At 57.6% G+C, this 17,388-nt stretch carries 17 protein-coding genes; 15 read left to right on the top strand and 2 right to left on the bottom strand.

The features are described 5' to 3' along the window. Positions 1 to 36 precede the first annotated feature (36 nt). On the bottom strand, positions 37 to 1,116 hold the full coding sequence (locus tag WCI03_08015; protein MEI8139798.1) for a glycosyltransferase family 4 protein: 1,080 nt from the start codon (positions 1,114 to 1,116) through the stop codon (positions 37 to 39). A 146-nt stretch (positions 1,117 to 1,262) separates the two neighbouring features. Here WCI03_08015 and thrS point away from each other — a divergent pair, with 146 nt between their 5' ends. The 6 genes from thrS to WCI03_07985 all read left to right on the top strand — a co-directional run bounded on the left by thrS (position 1,263) and on the right by WCI03_07985 (position 6,455). After that, entirely contained in the window at positions 1,263 to 3,026 is a 1,764-nt protein-coding gene (thrS, locus tag WCI03_08010) for a threonine--tRNA ligase (protein MEI8139797.1), read from the top strand. Positions 3,027 to 3,050: 24 nt separating this feature from the next. Further along, positions 3,051 to 3,671: a translation initiation factor IF-3 gene (infC, locus tag WCI03_08005; GenBank protein MEI8139796.1), complete on the top strand. Its 621-nt coding sequence runs from the start codon at positions 3,051 to 3,053 to the stop codon at positions 3,669 to 3,671. A gap of 120 nt (positions 3,672 to 3,791) precedes the next feature. After that, on the top strand, positions 3,792 to 4,001 hold the full coding sequence (rpmI, locus tag WCI03_08000; protein MEI8139795.1) for a 50S ribosomal protein L35: 210 nt from the start codon (positions 3,792 to 3,794) through the stop codon (positions 3,999 to 4,001). Positions 4,002 to 4,022: 21 nt separating this feature from the next. Next, positions 4,023 to 4,394 (top strand): 50S ribosomal protein L20, encoded by a 372-nt coding sequence (rplT, locus tag WCI03_07995; protein MEI8139794.1) that lies wholly within the window; start codon positions 4,023 to 4,025, stop codon positions 4,392 to 4,394. A 142-nt stretch (positions 4,395 to 4,536) separates the two neighbouring features. Continuing rightward, positions 4,537 to 5,151, top strand: a complete 615-nt coding sequence (locus tag WCI03_07990) for a hypothetical protein (GenBank protein MEI8139793.1) — start codon at positions 4,537 to 4,539, stop codon at positions 5,149 to 5,151. A gap of 68 nt (positions 5,152 to 5,219) precedes the next feature. Next, on the top strand, positions 5,220 to 6,455 hold the full coding sequence (locus tag WCI03_07985) for a hypothetical protein (GenBank protein MEI8139792.1): 1,236 nt from the start codon (positions 5,220 to 5,222) through the stop codon (positions 6,453 to 6,455). A gap of 132 nt (positions 6,456 to 6,587) precedes the next feature. Here the strand turns inward: WCI03_07985 and WCI03_07980 are convergent, their stop codons facing one another. Then, positions 6,588 to 7,412, bottom strand: a complete 825-nt coding sequence (locus tag WCI03_07980; protein MEI8139791.1) for an AraC family transcriptional regulator — start codon at positions 7,410 to 7,412, stop codon at positions 6,588 to 6,590. Between the two features lie 162 nt (positions 7,413 to 7,574). Here WCI03_07980 and WCI03_07975 point away from each other — a divergent pair, with 162 nt between their 5' ends. The 9 genes from WCI03_07975 to WCI03_07935 all read left to right on the top strand — a co-directional run bounded on the left by WCI03_07975 (position 7,575) and on the right by WCI03_07935 (position 16,796). Then, positions 7,575 to 8,579, top strand: coding sequence for an alcohol dehydrogenase catalytic domain-containing protein (locus WCI03_07975; protein ID MEI8139790.1), 1,005 nt, complete (start codon positions 7,575 to 7,577; stop codon positions 8,577 to 8,579). After that, the gene (locus tag WCI03_07970; GenBank protein ID MEI8139789.1) at positions 8,576 to 9,310 is read left to right on the top strand and encodes a sialate O-acetylesterase; all 735 of its coding nucleotides are present in this window, start codon (positions 8,576 to 8,578) and stop codon (positions 9,308 to 9,310) included. The genes WCI03_07975 and WCI03_07970 overlap by 4 nt, the downstream gene beginning before the upstream one ends. Positions 9,311 to 9,324: 14 nt before the next feature. Next, the gene (locus WCI03_07965) at positions 9,325 to 11,436 is read left to right on the top strand and encodes a right-handed parallel beta-helix repeat-containing protein (GenBank protein ID MEI8139788.1); all 2,112 of its coding nucleotides are present in this window, start codon (positions 9,325 to 9,327) and stop codon (positions 11,434 to 11,436) included. Then, on the top strand, positions 11,433 to 12,368 hold the full coding sequence (locus WCI03_07960; GenBank protein ID MEI8139787.1) for a uroporphyrinogen decarboxylase family protein: 936 nt from the start codon (positions 11,433 to 11,435) through the stop codon (positions 12,366 to 12,368). Before WCI03_07965 ends, WCI03_07960 begins: the two co-directional genes overlap by 4 nt. Further along, positions 12,365 to 12,928 (top strand): SGNH/GDSL hydrolase family protein, encoded by a 564-nt coding sequence (locus WCI03_07955; protein MEI8139786.1) that lies wholly within the window; start codon positions 12,365 to 12,367, stop codon positions 12,926 to 12,928. The genes WCI03_07960 and WCI03_07955 overlap by 4 nt, the downstream gene beginning before the upstream one ends. Before the next feature lie 14 nt (positions 12,929 to 12,942). Next, positions 12,943 to 13,980, top strand: coding sequence for a uroporphyrinogen decarboxylase family protein (locus WCI03_07950; protein ID MEI8139785.1), 1,038 nt, complete (start codon positions 12,943 to 12,945; stop codon positions 13,978 to 13,980). Beyond that, positions 13,977 to 15,128: a uroporphyrinogen decarboxylase family protein gene (locus WCI03_07945; protein MEI8139784.1), complete on the top strand. Its 1,152-nt coding sequence runs from the start codon at positions 13,977 to 13,979 to the stop codon at positions 15,126 to 15,128. The genes WCI03_07950 and WCI03_07945 overlap by 4 nt, the downstream gene beginning before the upstream one ends. 18 nt (positions 15,129 to 15,146) lie before the next feature. Next, positions 15,147 to 16,205 carry a Gfo/Idh/MocA family oxidoreductase gene (locus tag WCI03_07940; GenBank protein MEI8139783.1) on the top strand — a complete coding sequence of 353 codons (1,059 nt, stop codon included), beginning with the start codon at positions 15,147 to 15,149 and terminating at the stop codon, positions 16,203 to 16,205. Between the two features lie 138 nt (positions 16,206 to 16,343). Next, on the top strand, positions 16,344 to 16,796 hold the full coding sequence (locus WCI03_07935; protein MEI8139782.1) for a YhcH/YjgK/YiaL family protein: 453 nt from the start codon (positions 16,344 to 16,346) through the stop codon (positions 16,794 to 16,796). Positions 16,797 to 17,388: the final 592 nt, after the last annotated feature.

The raw sequence follows: 17,388 nt of genomic DNA, 5'->3' as shown, positions 1-17,388 counted from the left end.
GAGAGAATAATTAACACCTAACAACATGACAACTTTTCAGATGCCGATGTCAGGTTGAAGAGTTCGATACATTAAAATGGTTTCATCCACCATTTTTGAAAATGAAAAATGATCCACAATGCGCTGGAGTCCATTTTGGCCATGTTGTCTGCGAAGGGTACTGCTAATGGCATAAGCCTCTATGGCACTGGCCAGAGCGATGGGATCCCCCGGCGGAATGATTTTCCCCGTTTTGTCCTGCTCAACCAATTCCACCATGCCGCCGACAGCGGAGACGATGCAGGTGACTCCCATGCACATGGCTTCCACGACGGCCTTGGAAAATCCTTCATTTTTAAGGGTAGGCATGACGAATAAATCGCAGGCCCCCATGAGTTGAGGGGCATCCATGCGGAAACCCGCCAGGTGAATGCGTTCGCGAATGGCGCTGTTGCCAACAAGTTTGTTCACTTCAGCATCCCCGTTCTGGCCTACCAGGAGGAGGTGAACCGGCAGGTGCGGCGCAAGCCGGCGAACTGCTTCGATCAGGATGGGCACGCCTTTGATCGGGCGCATATTGGCAATGCACCCGATGACCACGGCATCGTCCGGGATGCCGAATTCGCTCAGACTCGCACGGGGGGCTGCTTTGAACCAGGTAGGATCGTGCCCCTTATAGATTTGAGTCAGCCGGCTTTTGGGGACCCCCATGGATTCGAGATAGTTTTGGACTGCCAGGGAAATACAGACAATGCGATCAACCCTGGGATTTAAGACGGCCAGATAGGAGGAGGGATCCCAGGAGCGGAGATGCCCCATGGTGCCGCAATACCCGATAGTCTTGGCAGAGACTCCCGTGGAGGCGATCAGGCTGTTGGAAAGGGCGCGGCTGTTGAAGGCATGGACAATGTCATAGGAACCGGTTTTGAGCAGGTGGCGAATGGCTTTGATGGCCGTGAAATCCAGCCTGGCCTTCATCTTCAAGTGGGTCATGGGGAACCCCGCCGCTTTGAGCGGATCAAAGTAAGGGGAGGAGGTGTCGCACAGGAGATCAACCTGAATGCCCCGGGCCGCCAATTCCGGGAAAAGGCGTGCTTCCGGGCGTTCTCCAACTCCAGCAACAAGTAATACTTTCATAGACTGCGCGCATGATAGTTCCGGTCAGGGGCAATGAACAACTATATTTTGATTTTAGCTGCGCTGTCTTTATATAAGTTGACAGAAGGGCTTGTGTTTCTGTTAAATGATTCCCTTGTTAATCATTTTCGGAAGAGGTAATACACTTGGATTTAGAAACTCTGCGCCATAGTACGGCGCATGTCATGGCCGCTGCGATCTGCCGGCTGTATGAGAACGTCCAGTTGGACATTGGACCGGCTATCGAGAGCGGGTTCTATTACGATTTCGACCTGTCGAATCGTCTCACTCCTGAAGATTTTCCCAAAATCGAAGCCGAAATGGCCCGTATCGTTGCTGAAAATGCACCTTTTGAGCGGCTCGAAATGGATCGCGCCCAGGCGGAAGAGGCCTTGAAAGCCAAGGGGCAACGCTACAAGTTGGAACGTTTAAGTGACATTCCGGCAGGGGAGACCATTACGTTCTTCCGCTGCGGTGATTTCATGGATTTATGCCGTGGCCCCCATGTTGCCTATACCGGGGAAATCAAGGCCTTCAAGCTTTTGTCTGTGGCCGGTTCCTACTTCCGCGGGATCGAGACCAATCCGATGCTCCAGCGCGTCTACGGTATGGTGGCCTTGTCGCAGGCGGATCTGGAGGCCCAGATTCTCCAACAGGAAGAGGCGCTGAAACGCGATCATCGCAAACTCGGCAAAGAACTGGATTTGTTCAGTATCCAGGAAGATGTCGGACCGGGGCTTGTGCATTGGCATCCTAAAGGTGCCCGTATCCGTTCGATCATCGAGGATTACTGGCGCCAGGAACATTTCAAGGGCGGCTACGAACTTCTCTATACCCCGCATATCGGTCGTGCCGGACTCTGGGAGACTTCGGGTCATTTGGGGTTCTATTCGGAGAATATGTACGCGCCCATGAAGGTGGACGACGTGTCGTATTACGCCAAACCAATGAATTGCCCGTTCCATATCCAGATCTATAAGAGTCACAAGCGCTCCTATCGGGACTTGCCCCTGCGCTGGGCGGAGATGGGCACGGTCTATCGCTACGAGAAGACGGGTGTTTTGCATGGCCTGTTGCGGGTGCGTGGCTTCACACAGGATGATGCTCATATTTTCTGTACCCCGGATCAGATCGTGGATGAAATTAAGCGGACGGTGAAGTTTGCGCTTAAGATCTGGCGTTCCTTCGGATTTACGGAAATTACGGCCTATCTGGCCACCAAGCCGGCCAAAGCCGTTGGCGATCCCGCCCGCTGGGAACAGGCCACCGAATCTCTCAAACAAGCCCTTGAGGCTGAAAATATTCCCTTTGTGCTGGATGATGGGGGCGGGGCTTTCTACGGTCCTAAGATTGACTTGAAAGTGAAGGATGCGATCGGTCGTGAATGGCAGATGAGCACTATCCAGTTTGATTTTAACCTTCCAGAACGCTTTGAACTGGCCTATCATGGGGATGATGGCAAAGAGCATCAACCCTATATGGTTCATCGGGCTCTGTTGGGCAGCCTGGAGCGGTTCTTTGGCGTTCTGATTGAACACTATGCCGGGGCCTTTCCGCTGTGGCTGGCGCCGGAGCAAATTCGTGTGCTTCCTATCAGTGATAAGGTCTTGTCCGCCGCGGAGAAACTTGCCGAGACGTTGGGTGAGGAACTTTTCCGGGTTAGCGTGGATCGAAGTTCTGATAAACTGGGTGCCAAGATTCGTAATGCCCAGGTCGAAAAGATCCCTTATATGTTGATATTGGGTGCCCGTGAAGCGGAAGCCGGACTGGTCTCAGTCCGGAGCCGGACCGGCGGGGATCTCGGCACCATGAAAATCGAGGAGTTGGTTGGCATGCTGCGCGAGGAAGTGGTAAGCAAGGCCGTGGGTGGTAAACGAGGGGCCGTAGAAAGCCCCGCAACAAGGAGGTAGGAAATTCGTCCGCAAGCTATCAGAGTGAATCACCGGATTCGGTGTCCGCAAGTCAGGTTGCTTGACTCGCAGGGGAATATGCTCGGTGTACTCACCGTCAGTGAGGCCATGTCCATGGCCGTTCGTGCAGGTCTGGATTTAGTCGAGGTTTCGCCCAATGCTGAGCCGCCCGTTTGTCGCATCATGGACTTTGGGAAGTTCAAGTATGAGCAGGCTCGCAAGGAACGTGAGGCTCGCAAACATCAGCATGCGGCTGAGATGAAGGAAGTGAAATTCCATGCGAACGTTGCGGATCATGATTTCCTGACGAAGGTGAATCACATTCACGGGTTCTTGGAAAAGGGGATGAAGGTGAAATGTTCCCTTTACTTCCGGGGCCGTGAGAATGCGCATCGCGAGCTTGGGTTTGAAGTCATCAATCGCGTGATGAAGAGTTGTGAAGAGGTGGCTCAGCCGGATATGCCCCCGAAATTGATCGGAAGCAGTATCGTCATGGTCTTGGGCCCGCGGTCGGGAAAACCTGTTACGGCAGGGGCGGCACGCCCGGCTGGAATGGGAACTGGATTGCCTATTCCACCTTCGGTAACCGGCGTTTCAACGCCAGCTGCTCCGGTGATGGCACCCAAGCCGATTCCGCCGCGTTAAGGATATTTTTTGAAAAAGCTTTACGGGATCGGGTCTCTCAGGTAGAGTCCCCCCCTTGTTTTTCCGGAAGGCGGAAGAGTTGTGCCAGTACGTGGCGCCGACCCCGGAATGAGGAGCATCATGGCTAAGAAAAAAACGAAGAAGATTAAGAAAAAAACGAAGAAGATGGTGACGAAGCGGGTGAAAGTGACAGCCACAGGGAAACTTATTTTTCAGCGTCCCGGTAGTGGTCATCTTCTGAGCAGCAAATCAAGAAAACGTAAACGCAACATGCGTGGCGGAAAAGTCATCCATGATACCGACCACAAGCGTATTGCGGAAATGATCTGAACGAATTGAAAGGACGAGACTATGCCCAGAGCAACCAATGCACCGGCGTCGCGTAAGCGCCGGAAAGTAAGATTAAAAGCGGCCAGCGGTTTCCGCGGGTCACGCAGCAAATTATTCCGCCAAGCCACAGAGGCTGTTGATCGCGCGATGCGGTTGGCGTATGTTCATCGCAAAAACGTCAAGGGTGACTATCGTCGCCTGTGGACGGTCCGTGTGTCCGCCGCCTGCCGTGAGCAGGGGTTGGCTTACAGCCGGCTCATTGAGGGCCTGAAAGCGGCTGGCATCGAGTTGAATCGCAAGATGATGTCAGAAATCGCCTTCAATGATCCGGATGGATTCATCCAGATCGTCTTGTTGGCGAAAAAGGCACTTGCCACTAAGACGGCTGCTTAAGTCAGTCTGACCGTCGGTGAAAGTCTTGAAACGGCCGCTCGAAAGGGCGGCCGTTTTTTATGGGACTCTGAATCCTGATTCCTGTATATTGACCTGGTCTGAACATTTGAACGAAGAGGGTTTAATCACGGAGGGTGGTATTATGAAAATGAAGACGTTAGTCGTTGGATGGTTTGCGGTGGGTATGGTGTGTGGCCAGACCGGGTTCGCGCAGATGGTCGGCTTGCCGGTTATGGATACTGCCTCGCCGCGTGACCAGGGGAATTTGGAAATAACCCCGGGCGTCATGTTGGGGCAAGATATGGATTTTTACGGGGCCCGTGTCACCGTTGCCGTGGTGGATGACCTCCGTCTGTTTTTCGATGTGGGGCAGGTGGATCTTACTGAGGCTGACTCCGGCTATGGTGCACAGGGCGGAGCACTCTATTCGCTCTCACGAAATGATCTTGTGGATCTTGGTATCCGTGGGGCTGTTTACTACATGAGCTCGGATTTGCTGGGACTGACAGGGGCTAACGGTATGCTGGTGTTCAGCGATGAGACGCTGCTGGATCATCTTTTCCTGTACGGTGGAGCCGGGTTGGATGTCGTCTATAAATCGATTGATACCAAATGGGGCGCCAGTTCCTCCCAGTCTGAAATCAATCCTGCCTTCTCACTGGGCCTGTCGTATCAGTTCAACGATAGCTTTTCCCTCTTCACAGAAGCGAACTACGTTGATGGCCTGTACGCAGGCGTTGGCCTCAGTATCCGGTAATACTGCGCTTGCAGAACCGACTGATGAGACGGTTTATAGCTAGAAATCAACAGGAAGGACAAATGAACATGGATACGACTGAACGGAATCTGTTACGCCAACTGGCGGGTGAGTATTTTCTCCTGGCCCAGGAGGAACGTTTTCGTAACAACCGGCATCTGCATCGTGCCGTCAACGATTTGAAGCCGGTACGACCGGTGGTGTTGATCGATGAGCTGCCCTGGGGTGAGATGAACCTGGATGGCGAACTGACCCTGCGTTGCACCGACCCGATCCTGCGCAGTGTCGAATGGCATCTGCGCACGACTCTCTACAAGGCCCGGCATTTCCCCGCCGACATGATCATTTCGCCCTACGTTCCGGTTTCCAAGATCATCCATTCTACCGGAATTGGTATTCAGGTCCAGGAGGAAACCCTGGTCGCGGAGGGATGTGATACGATCCGGTCGCATGCGTACCATGACCAGCTTGCCACCGACGCCGATCTCGACAAGATTCATGACGAGGTGATTACCTACGACCACGAAGCCACCCTGCGCAACTACCAGCTTGTCGGCGATGCCATCGGCGACATCCTGCCGGTGCGTCTCAAGGGGATGGATCATGTCTGGCTGGGTACCTGGGATCGCATAGCCATGTACCGCGGTGTGGACAATCTGCTGCTTGATCTGGCGGACCGCCCGGAGTTCATGCACCGCACGGTGCGCCGGTTGCATGATGTTCAATGGAACAGTAGCAAGCAGTATGAGGCGCTCGGACTGCTCGACAATGATCCGCAATCGCTGCACTGCACCCCCATCCTGGCCAGCGACCTGCCGGGGCCGGGCTTTGACGGCGCGCAGGTCCGGCTCAAGGATGTCTGGGGGAGGGCTGTTGCGCAGATCTTCGCCTCGGTATCGGGGGCGATGCATGAGGAGTTTGACATCAATTACATCAAGGACGCCATGGCCTGTTGCGGGCTGGTCTATTACGGTTGCTGCGAGCCACTTGACCGCAAGATGGACATCGTGAAAAAAATCCCGCACCTGCGCAAGATCTCGGTCACGCCCTGGGCGGATGTCCATGTCGCGGCCGAGGCCATTGGCGGGAATTACGTGCTCTCGTCGAAGCCGAATCCGGCGGCGGTCGCCGTTAACCGGCTCGATCCCGTCCAGCTCCGCAAGGAGATCGGCAAGATCCTCGACGCCGTCCGGCGGTATGGCTGTCCGTGCGATATCGTGCTCAAGGACATCAGTACCTGCAACGGACGGCCGGAAAACATTTTCGAATGGGAAAAGATTGTCATGGAGATGGTGCGCGGCTGACAAGCGCCCCATGAACTTCATCGCTGTCTTTTTGAAAGGTAGCCGAACCATGATTCAGGATTGTGATTTGATTCTTTTTCAGGGCGATTCCATTACCAATGCGTTTCGCAAGCCGGAGGAGGTTTGCAATGCTTACCAACCCAGTCTATGGCGGTATTGCAGGGGGCTGCAGTTCTGGAAGCGCCGGAACACGCGGCTGAAGTAGAAGGGATTGTCGAACCCCACCGCCTGTCCGATTTCAGCCACCGGCCATTGGGTGTGCTGAAGGAGATGCATGGCCCTGCCAATACGTGCCCGGAGAATGTAGAGGATCGGCGGGTAACCCGTGCGTGCCCGGAAAACCCGGCAGAAGTGGCCTTCGCTGCAGCCAAACCGGTGCGCCAGATCAGGCAAGTGTAGAGGTTCAATCAGATGGTTCTCAATATGCGCCACCGCCGCCGCGATCCAGTCGTGGCTGGCGCGCGTCATGGGCGGTTCGGTCGCCAGGCGGAGAAACATCGCCACCAATCGCGCAGTCAGGGCGTCCAACTCGGGGCCGATGGCGCCGCCCTGTTGACGGGCCACCAGCCACAGGTGCTCGACGGCCTCCGTCAGCAACGGGCTCCGTACAACGGTAATGGGCGCCAGCCGCCGCTCCAGACCCTTTAGGCGTGTCCCCCGGAACCCTACCCAGACCGTTTCAGCGCTTTTCGTTTCCTCGCAATGTCGCGCTCCCGGCGTAATCAGAACGCAATCGAACTTGTCGGCCGTCACCAGCGGCTTACCGCCAAGCCGGATGCCGCCGTCCACCACGGCCGTCAGTTCCCACCAGGCATGGGCATCCTGCGCGGAACTCAGACGCGGCCCGTCATACCGGTCGACATACAGGGGGGAGCATTCCGGCGATCGTACGTGAAAGACGCTCCCGCTCCATAGGGAGTCATCAAAAAAATGAAGTAATGTCGCAGCTGTTTTCATCAACTTAGTATGCTTTTGTTAGCAGTTCAGGCAACACAAAGGCAAGGGGAAAGTCGCTCGCATATCAGAATCGTGCATATCAAGGATCAGTTCCGTGTATGGCGGAATGCCCGGTGGAATGGTAGTGTCAGGGACAAACCAAAAGCATGATAGGAGTGATCCATGAAGACAGGATTTCGCAAGGGTGGGCAGGTGTATTTGAAGACTCTCGACAGGCGCGCGTTGAAGCCGGACGAGATCCGGGTGAAGGTCCTGGCCTGCGGTGTCTGCGGGACGGATATTCATGCCGATGCGGCGTCGCTGGCTGAGGAAAAGGTCCTGACCGGACATGAGATTGCCGGTGACATTGTGGAATTGGGTGCGGCAGTTAACGGACTGGCCTTGGGGCAGCGGATCGTGCTGGACTCGGCGACTCCCTGTGGCCGCTGCGATGCCTGCCGCAACGCCCGGCAGGAACTCTGCAGCGATATCCGCAGTTTCTTCTTCCTCGACTCGTTTGGCTTCTCCGACGAGATGGTGGCCCCGGCCATCTGTGCCATTCCCTGCGCGGACCTCGCGCCGGAAATCGCCTGTCTGCAGGAACCGCTGGGCGTGGCGATTGACCTCGTCCGGCTCTCGGACATCACGCTGGAATCCAATGTCCTGGTTCTGGGACAGGGACCAATCGGACTGATGGCGACAGCGCTTGTCCGGAACATGGGTGCCCGCCGTGTCTTCACCACGGAGTTGAAATCCCGCCAGAAACGCATTGAACTCTCCTTGAAATTCGGCACTGACAAGTGTCTGGATCCAGCGGAAACGGATCTTGAGCGGTTTGATTTCGGATGCAAGATTGACCGCATTCTTGTCACGGCCCCCCCCAAGGTCCTCCCTTCCGCCTTCAATATTGCCTGCAAGGGCGGCATCGTCTCCTTCATCGGCATTGGCATTGGGGACGGCGCGAAAATCAGTTTTGATGCGAATGAATTCCACTTCAAGAAACTCCAGCTCCGCGCTTCCTTCGCGTCGCCGGCCCAGTTCGGGCCGCAGGCCTTGCGCTACCTGAGGGAAGGGGTCATTGACGGCAAGGCCATCGTCACCCACACCTTTGGATTGGATCGGATCGCGGAGGCCATCAAAGTGGCGCAGACTGACAGCTCCGCCGTGAAAGTGGTGGTGGTGCCGTGACGGCGCTGGCCATTGTCCTTAACGGCGAAAGCAATTCGGGCGGCATCGGATTGAACTCCGATGCCACCCCGGCGGAGCTTGCGGCGAACTCGTGCTTGCAGATCATGAATCTGACGAGCGGCCTGTTCGGGTTCGAGTCCCTGCAACTGGGGGTCAATAATCTGCGCGACCATACGGGGTTGGAGTCCCACTACGACACCTGTCACGGATTAGAGAATGCCCTGGCGAATTCAGTTGAGTCAGGAGTGTTCAAGAACCACTCGCAGGTGTACCTCATCAAGACCGGGCAGGGGGGCTCTGTAATTTCGGAGTGGGCCGTTGGGGCGCCGTCCGGCTATTGGACCAAGTTCCTCCGGCGGGTCAACGCCGGCAAGACGCAGTTGCCGTCCGATCGCCAGTGGGTGGTCTGGTTCAGTCTCGGCATCAATGATGCCATCGCGGGGACTCCGGTCAGCGTGTGGAAGACGAACACCATTGCGCATCTGAACAAGATCAAGGCGGAGCTTCCTGGCGCCCTCATTGTCATGACGCAATTCCAGTCCATGACAGGGGGTGTCTCCATGGTGGAGTTCAACCAGGCCATTGCCGAAATCGCCGCCAGTGAGGCCAATGTGTTCGCTGTGGATTCCAGCGGGGCCGCCCTGCGGGATACGTATCATTGGAGTTATGCGGGACTGAAAACGGTGGGGAATCTCATGTCTGAAACCACCAAACAGGCAATAGGATTATGACCGGGGAGCAAACAATGGAAGACACGCTCTATGTCTCTACGATCGGCAATGATAACTGGACCGGGCGTCTGCCCGAGCCGAATACGGACGGGACGGATGGCCCGCTCGCTACCTTGGTGGGCGCGCGCAACCGCGTGCGCCACCGTTCGCAGCCGCCTGCCTATCAGAATGGAGCTTGGAGGCCCCAAGGCGTCTCCGGGCAGGCCGCCGTGCGGGTGCGCGGCGGGGTCTACGCGCTCAAGGAGCCGCTGACCTTCGGGCCCGAGGACGCATCCGGCATCCACTTCACTGCCTTTCCGGGCGAGACGCCGATTCTGGATGGCGGCCGCAAGCTGGAGGGGTGGAAGCCCGGCGAGGTGAATGGCCGTCCGTGCTGGACGCTGGAATTGCCGGAGGTCGCCCGCGGCGAATGGCGGTTCCGCTCGCTGTTCGTCAATGGCCGCCGTGCCCAGCGCCCGAAACTGCCGAAGTCCGACTGGTTCTGGATCGAGGATGTCCCGGGCAAGGGGTTGAAGGCGGAGTTCCACGAGGGGAGCGCCTGCTTCGTCGCCAAGGAGGGTGATTTCCATAACTGGCGGAACCTGGCGGATGTCGAAGTGGTGGTAATGCATTACTGGAACGACGAGCACATGGACGTCGTTGCCTTCGATGAGCGGACGCGCCGGGTCGTCTGCGACCGTCCGAGCATCTTCCGCCTCACGGACGATCATCAGCCCCGCTTCGCCAAGTATTATGTCCAGAACGTGTTCGAGGCCCTGACCGAGCCAGGGGAATGGTATCTTGATCGGCACGCCGGGATGATCTACTACATCCCGCTGGAGGGGGAGACCCTCGAGACGGTGGAGATCTTCGCCCCGCGGATGAGCCAACTGCTGACCATCACTGGCGACGCGGACGCCGGGCAGCTTGCCCAGAACCTGCGGTTCACGGGGCTGACCTTCCGCCACACCGACGCGCCCCTGCCGCCCGGCGGCTGGGATCCGAACGCCTGTAACCCGGGCGAGGGCATGCGCAGTTGGCCCAATGACGGGAATTACGCGTCCGCCCCCCAGGCCGCCTTCAACATCCCCGGTGTGATCCGCCTCGAGGCCGCGCGGAACTGCTCCTTCGAGGAGTGCGTCGTCGAGCATGTCGGCTGGTGCGCCATCGAGATCGCCGACGCCTGCCACGCCATCCGCATCGTTGGCAACGAACTGCGCGATCTCGGCGCCGGTGGTGTCAAGGTTGGCGGCTCGGACGTGGACGGTCCCCGTGCGCGGCGGACCGGCAATAACGTGGTTACCGACAACCATATCCACCACGCGGGGCGGGTATTCCACCAGGCGGTGGGTGTTTTCATCCAGCACAGTTACGGCAATGTCGTTGCCCACAACCACATCCACGACCTCTTCTACAGTGGCATCTCCTGCGGTTGGAAATGGGGATTCATGGAGTCGGTCTGCCGCGACAACCATATCGAATACAACCACATCCACCACCTCGGGTCCGGCTGGCTTAGCGACATGGGCGGGATCTACACTCTCGGAGTCCAACCCGGGACGACCATCCGCGGCAATCGGATTCACGACGTCAAATGTGCCAACTATGGGGGTTGGGGCATTTACCTGGACGAGGGCAGCTCGCATATCGTCGTGGAGGACAACGTCACGTACGACACCAACACCGAGGGCTTCTTCCAGCATTACGGCCGCGAGAACATCGTCCGCAACAACATCTTCGCGGCCGGCGCGGGCGGGCAGGTTACCATGGCCAAGACACTTCCCGAATGGCGCGGCTTTACCTTCCAGAACAACATCGTGGTCAGCGACGGCGCGCCGCTGTTCGCCACCAACTACGGCAGCGACCTGCGTAAGCCCGGCTTCATGTCGGATCATAACTTGCTGTGGTCGACAGCGGGCGCGCCATGGAACAAGAGCGGTCCAAAGGAGGAGGACAAACTGGACCTGGAAGCGCTCCGGGCCCACGGCCTCGACGGCCACTCCGTCGTCGCCGATCCGTGTTTCGCGGATTTCGCGGCCCGGGACTTCCGGCTCCTGCCGGAGAGCCCGGCCTTCGCCATAGGAATCAAACCCATCGACCTGTCGAACGTCGGCCCAAGGCCGCAGGAGAAGAGAGGCCTCACATGACCGGCAAGGAACGGATGTTGAAGGCCTTGCGCTTCGAGGAGCCGGATCGGCCGCCCCATTTCGAGATCATGTTCGAACTGGAGAAGGAGGCCTTCGGTCTGCAATTTCCCGACCGCCGGGCCTGGGACGGCTGTTCCGCTGCCGACAAGGATCGGATGATCGGCCAGTGCATGGATATCTATCAGAAAATCGTCGAGCGCTACCAGTGGGACGCCCTGGCAGTCTTCTGGCCCTGGAGCGATCCTGACGGAGTGGTGGCGGCCAGGAAAACATTCGGCGATGACATTCTCATCGGAAGCATTGTGGGGCAATCCATCTGGTCCATCGAGGGCCTCACGGACTGGACGGAGTTCGCTGTGATGTTGATGGAGCAGCCAGATGAGATCCATCGCATTGCGGACGAGAAGACGCGCATCGCCATCGACAAGATCGGGAAGCTCATTGATGCCGGTGCCGAGTTCATTCATCTCGTCAACGATGTCGCCTTCAATGCCGGCCCCTTCATCTCCCCCGCGCAGTTCTCTGAATTCATCACGCCGCAGTTGAAGCGGCAGGTGGACTTTATCAAATCGCAGGGCTGCATTCCGTTTGTCCACACCGATGGCAATATTGATTCCATCCTGGACGACTACCTGTCATTGGGCGCCGCCTGCTTCCAGTCTGTGGACCCGATGGCCGGGATGGATATCGCGCAGACGAAGAAGCGCTGCTACGGCAAGATGGCGCTGATGGGCAATGTTCAATGCAACCTGCTTCAGGACGGCCCTCTGGAGGCGATCCGGAAATCCGCGCTCTACTGCCTGGAAAACGCCTCGCCCGGCGGCGGGTATATCTTCGGCACGTCGAACACGATTTTCCCCGGCATGCCACTGGCGCACTACGAATATATGCTGGACGTATTCCGTGAGTACTGCGGGCGGAGGCATTTGTGAAAACCGTATTGTTGCTGGGAGATTCGATCCGCCTGAGTTATCAGCCCCTGGTCGCGGAACGGCTCGAGGGCCGGGCACGGGTCTTCGGACCGTCGGACAATGGGCGCTTTGCCCTCTACACGTTGATGCGGTTGGGCGATTGGCTGGCTGAATGTGGAAAGCCGGATGTGATTTACTGGAACAATGGTCTGTGGGATCTGGGCCAGTGTCCCCATCGCTTCCCAAACCAAATCCCGATTTCCGACTTCGCGGGCAATCTGGGAGTGCTTCTTCAACGGTTGAGGGAAACCAACGCCCAGATCATCTGGCGGACGATCACCCCGGTGAGCGCAGCCCGTGGCTGGCGAGACAACTGGTTGTTCGAGCCGAAGGATGTTGACCGCTATAATGAGGCGGCACAATCGTTGATGGAGAAAGAGGGGATCCCCTGCCACGATCTGGGATCGGTTATCCGGGAGCGAATGGACGATTGCCTCGACGTGGACGGCGTACACCTTTCGTCAATCGGGCGAACCGCGTGTGCCGACGCCGTTTCCCGAACCATCCTGCAATACTTATAAATGAAAGAGCCGCGATGACTTCCCATCCCGTTGACATCAGCCTGAACTTCATGCCGGCTTTTTTCCGCAAGCACCTTGGTGTGACGTATGGCGACGCGTTCTATTTCGATCCCGGCCATCGCGCTAATGTGGAGCGCGCCGAGAGCCGGTTCCTCTACGAGGTTCTGGGTCGCTTCGGAGTGGGGAGTCCGACCCCGTCTCCTTCGCCCAGCCTCTTCATCCAGCCGATTGACCTGCTCAAGGCCACACAGGGAACACCCGTATGCTGCCCGTTGGATGCCACGCTGGAGACCCGGGGCCATGCCTGGGCGGACTTGAGCGTCGCGGAAATTGAGCGGCTCGACCCGCGCGCGGCCGCGCATCATCCGTTTGTTGACACCCTGCTTGGTCAGTATCATGAGCTGCAGCGTCTTTACGGCGATCAGGCCGACCTCTTCGGTCTCAAGTCAGGGATGATGAATCTTCACGCCCCCTTTACCACCGCCCATCAGCTCTGTGGGGAAACACTGTTCTACCTGCTAGTGGACGACCCGAAAGGGGCGCGGCTGATTTTCGACAAGATCTGGGCGCTCTACCAGGCGGTCTTTGCGCGCCTCCGGGCTGAAATCGGCGCCCCGCCGTTGTCTCGGGTGAATCTGGGGGATTGCTCGGCCAGCCTGATTTCCGCCGAGCAGTATCGTGAGGTGGTGCTGCCGGCCAACCAGGCCATTGCGGCAAAATTCACTCGGGCAAACTATCACTCCTGCGGATCCTCCAGTCATTTGCTTGAAGCTTTCGCCGACATTCCGGGAGTCAAGTCCATCGAGTTGGGCCCGGGCACCAACCTGCCTCTGGCGGTCCGCCATCTGCCTGGCGTTGCCATGCGCCCGCTGGTTGACCCTTTGGTGATGCGCAATGCGAGCCCGGATGCGATTTGTGCGTTGACACGTGTCATGGTGACCGACTGTGCTCCCGCACCCGCCACGACGCTCTGCGCCTGGTCCTTCGACCGGGATACGCCTATTGCCAATGTCGAGGCAATGTATTCGGCGGTAAAGGAGTTGACACCATGAAAGCGATGACAATGACCCCGAAACAACGCATGTTGGCCGCCTATCGCGGGGAACTGGCCGATACCGTGCCGGTGGCCCCGGAGTTCTGGTACTATCTGCCCGCCCGGTTACTGGGCGTGGACATGATCCGGTTCGAGCGGGAGATTCCGCTCTGGGAGGCCCTGCTGAAGACCTTCCGTCACTACGGTACGGAAGGGTGGGGGGCTGTCTTCACCAGCATCCCCGCGCCTGACGTCAAGAGCACGGAACGCTGGACGGAACTGGCCGAGGGACGGTTCGAGTCGCGGATGACCCATGTCACGCCTCACGGGACTCTCACGTCAAGCCAGGTCTACGACCGCCATGAACCGTCGTGGGCGATGGAACGGCCCATCAAGGATTTTATCCGGGACTGGCCCGCCTACAAGGCGGTCAGCCTGGGCTGTGTCGAGGAGGCGGACTGGCGGCCAGTGAACCAGGCGGTGGATGCCGTCGGGGAGGACTACCTGCTGGAGTTGTGGCTCGGGTTCCCGTTCTTCGACTACATCGCCCTGCCGCGCGAAGGCGGACTGGAGCAGGGAATCTTCGATCTGATGGAGCATGAGGCCTTCTTCGAGCAACTGCACGAGGAGTACATTGAGTGGATGTGCCGGTTGGCGCGGGTGGCGGCAGCACGGACGACGGCCGAGTCCTTCTGCATCGGTTGCGCCTGGTCATGTGTGTCCTTGATCGGGCCGGACCTCTGGCGACGCTGGGACAAGCCGGTCATCCGGGCCGTGGCCGATGAGCTCCACGCCGCAGGGAAACTGCTACATATCCATTTTCACGGCAAGAGCCATGCCGTGCTGGCCGATCTCGCCGACTGCGGGGCCGATTGCGTGTGCCCCTTCGAGCGCGCCCCGGGCGGGGACATTGCCGACCTTGGCGAGGTACGCCGGATCCTGGGAGACCGGGTGACCGTCAACGGCAATGTCCATACGGTGGAAACCTTGATCCGCGGCACGCCCGCCGATGTCGAGCGGGAGGTGGCGGAGATCTTCAGGCAATGGGGGCCGGACAAGCGGCGGTTGATCCTAGGGACGGGCGACCAGGTCGGCCGGGAGACAACGGAAGAGAACATTGCCGCCATGATCAATATGGGCAGGAAATTGGGAAAAGTGACCGGGTAATCAGTGGAGAGCAAGAATATGAAAGTTATAGCGGGTGTTATCGGGTGCGGGAATATTTCGAAGTTTCATTTTTCCGGGCTGGAGAAGGCCGGGGCAGAGGTCAGGTGGGTCTGCGACCTCGTCGAGCCGAATGCCCGGCCCTACGCGGAGAAATTCAAGGCGCGTTACACGGCGGACTGGAAGGAGATCGTGGCGGATGCGGAGGTGAATACCGTGGTCATCACGGCCTTATCATCGGTGCACAAGGCCATCTGTCTGGCGGCGATCGCCGCCGGAAAGGCTGTGATCTGCGAGAAGACCCTGACGGAGAACCCCGCCGACTCCCTGGAAATCGTGAAAGCCGCGGAGGTGAAAGGAACAATATTCTATACCTCCTACATGAAGCGGTTCATTCCGGCGGTTGCCAAGGCGAAGGAGCTGTTGCCTGGCTTGGGTACAATCGTCTCCACGCACATCCGATCCCATCAATGCTGGGGGGATGTGTGGGATGGCAATCCTGCCTCCGGCTTCTTCCACACCCCGCCGGGTGGGATATCGCAGGTCCGGAAGAACTATGGCGGCGGTATTCTGGTCTGTGGGGGCAGTCATATCCTGGACCTGATTTGCTTCCTGCTGGGGCGGCCGCACAATGTCTACGGGAAAGTCCATATGCCGGATGACCGCGACTATGACCTGCACGCCATGGCGCTGATGGAAACGCAAAATGGATTGGTGGATTTCGAGGTCTGGGCGCATCCGCTCAAGCACATCGGTTTCCTGCGCGACGGTTGGGACGAGCGGGTGGAGATCAACGGCACCGGCGGGCGACTGGAGATCTTCAGTGCCCAATGGGACAACCCCTACAACAAGGCGTCCCTCCTGCTTCATTATGATATCGCCAGCGGCAATACCACCGAATACCGTTATGAGGCGGTCTCGCCCTTTGACGGGGCGGTTCAGTTCTTCTGCAAGAATATCGAGGGAGGAACACAGGGAGCCCAATGGCGAACAACGGGGTATGACGTGGATGAGTTGATTGCCCATATCCAGCAGAGTTCAAGGAGTGGCCAGGCGGTAGATGTCGTCTGGAAACTCTAGTGTAGCGTCTCCTAAACGTCTGGTGTTATATTAACAAAATCCGCATGAACTAATAATAGGCAAGAAAAATGACCTTGATGCTGATATATCACATGGTGTAGTACGCGTATCAATTAAATCATTGAAAGGAAACAAACCATGATCATAGACCAACTGAAGCATGCCGGGCTCTATAAGGGGCTGGGCGAAAACCTCAAGAAGGCGTTCGACTATCTTGCCGCCCACGATTTCTCCGCCATGGAGTCCGGGCGTTACGACATCGATGGCGACACGGTTTTTGCCCTGGTGCAGCGGTATGATACCAAACCCCGGGAGAAGGGGCTATGGGAGGCGCATCGCCGTTACATCGACGTCCAGTTCGTGGCGTCCGGGATCGAGAGCCTAGGCTGGGCACAGCTCGGCAACCTGACGGAGACGCAGCCCTATTCGGCGGAAAAGGACTGTCTGTTGCTCGCCGGCTCCGGTGACGTTGTGACCGCGCGCGCCGGTGACTTCCTGGTCTTCTTTCCGGAAGATGCCCACATGCCTTGCCTGGCGCACGACCAGCCCTCGCCGGTGCTCAAGGTCGTGGTCAAGGTGTTGGTGAAATAGGATACTGACGATGCATAAGACATAGATCATTGAAAAACCGGAAATCTTCCTCCGCCACCATTGCCGCCACTTAGCACGGATGAACCGCCTTTAGTGCATGCTCGCTCCGCAGCACTAAGGTCTCGGGTGTGCATTGACACCCAGTGCGGTGAGACGTTCACGATGGAGGCGCAGTCGCTCCAGAAAGCCGGCGTAGTGCTTCTTCTCCGCGTTCAGCCAGAGTACTTCAGAAAGCGCGCAAATACGGGGAAAGCCCATGTAGTCAAGGTAATCCCTGTCGGCTATATATTCGGTCCAAAGTGTTGCCGACCGAATTATGACCGCGTGCCGTTCCTGAATTAAATCTGATGAAAAGGGTCAAGATTTCCGCACTCTGATCGTAAAAAGTCCCCAGTGCCGTCGTATAATTTCCCGATATTTTTCAATGCCGTCGAAAAAGTTTCAGGCAGTTACGACGAGGATGGGTGGATCGTTTTGTTTCACTCCTGCTTTAGGCTGCTCCGGTTATGGTTACAGGTCATCTTTACGTGTTGCCAACCGAATTATGACCGCGTGCCGTTCCTGAATTAAATCTGATGAAAAGGGTCAAGAT

This window comes from bacterium (genome assembly GCA_037143175.1).
Lineage (GTDB): Bacteria > Verrucomicrobiota > Kiritimatiellia > CAIKKV01 > CAITUY01 > JAABPW01.
Note: the sequence above shows the minus strand (reverse complement) of the source record. Positions and strands in the feature narration are given on the sequence as shown.

Excerpts from the sequence above, each read along its gene's own strand:
- WCI03_08015 (MEI8139798.1), bottom strand. The coding sequence starts at position 1,116 with ATGAAAGTATTACTTGTTGCTGGAGTTGGAGAACGCCCGGAAGCACGC.
- rpmI (MEI8139795.1), top strand. The coding sequence starts at position 3,792 with ATGGCTAAGAAAAAAACGAAGAAGATTAAGAAAAAAACGAAGAAGATG.
- rplT (MEI8139794.1), top strand. The coding sequence starts at position 4,023 with ATGCCCAGAGCAACCAATGCACCGGCGTCGCGTAAGCGCCGGAAAGTA.
- WCI03_07990 (MEI8139793.1), top strand. The coding sequence starts at position 4,537 with ATGAAAATGAAGACGTTAGTCGTTGGATGGTTTGCGGTGGGTATGGTG.
- WCI03_07985 (MEI8139792.1), top strand. The coding sequence starts at position 5,220 with ATGGATACGACTGAACGGAATCTGTTACGCCAACTGGCGGGTGAGTAT.
- WCI03_07980 (MEI8139791.1), bottom strand. The coding sequence starts at position 7,412 with ATGAAAACAGCTGCGACATTACTTCATTTTTTTGATGACTCCCTATGG.
- WCI03_07975 (MEI8139790.1), top strand. The coding sequence starts at position 7,575 with ATGAAGACAGGATTTCGCAAGGGTGGGCAGGTGTATTTGAAGACTCTC.
- WCI03_07965 (MEI8139788.1), top strand. The coding sequence starts at position 9,325 with ATGGAAGACACGCTCTATGTCTCTACGATCGGCAATGATAACTGGACC.
- WCI03_07960 (MEI8139787.1), top strand. The coding sequence starts at position 11,433 with ATGACCGGCAAGGAACGGATGTTGAAGGCCTTGCGCTTCGAGGAGCCG.
- WCI03_07950 (MEI8139785.1), top strand. The coding sequence starts at position 12,943 with ATGACTTCCCATCCCGTTGACATCAGCCTGAACTTCATGCCGGCTTTT.
- WCI03_07945 (MEI8139784.1), top strand. The coding sequence starts at position 13,977 with ATGAAAGCGATGACAATGACCCCGAAACAACGCATGTTGGCCGCCTAT.
- WCI03_07940 (MEI8139783.1), top strand. The coding sequence starts at position 15,147 with ATGAAAGTTATAGCGGGTGTTATCGGGTGCGGGAATATTTCGAAGTTT.
- WCI03_07935 (MEI8139782.1), top strand. The coding sequence starts at position 16,344 with ATGATCATAGACCAACTGAAGCATGCCGGGCTCTATAAGGGGCTGGGC.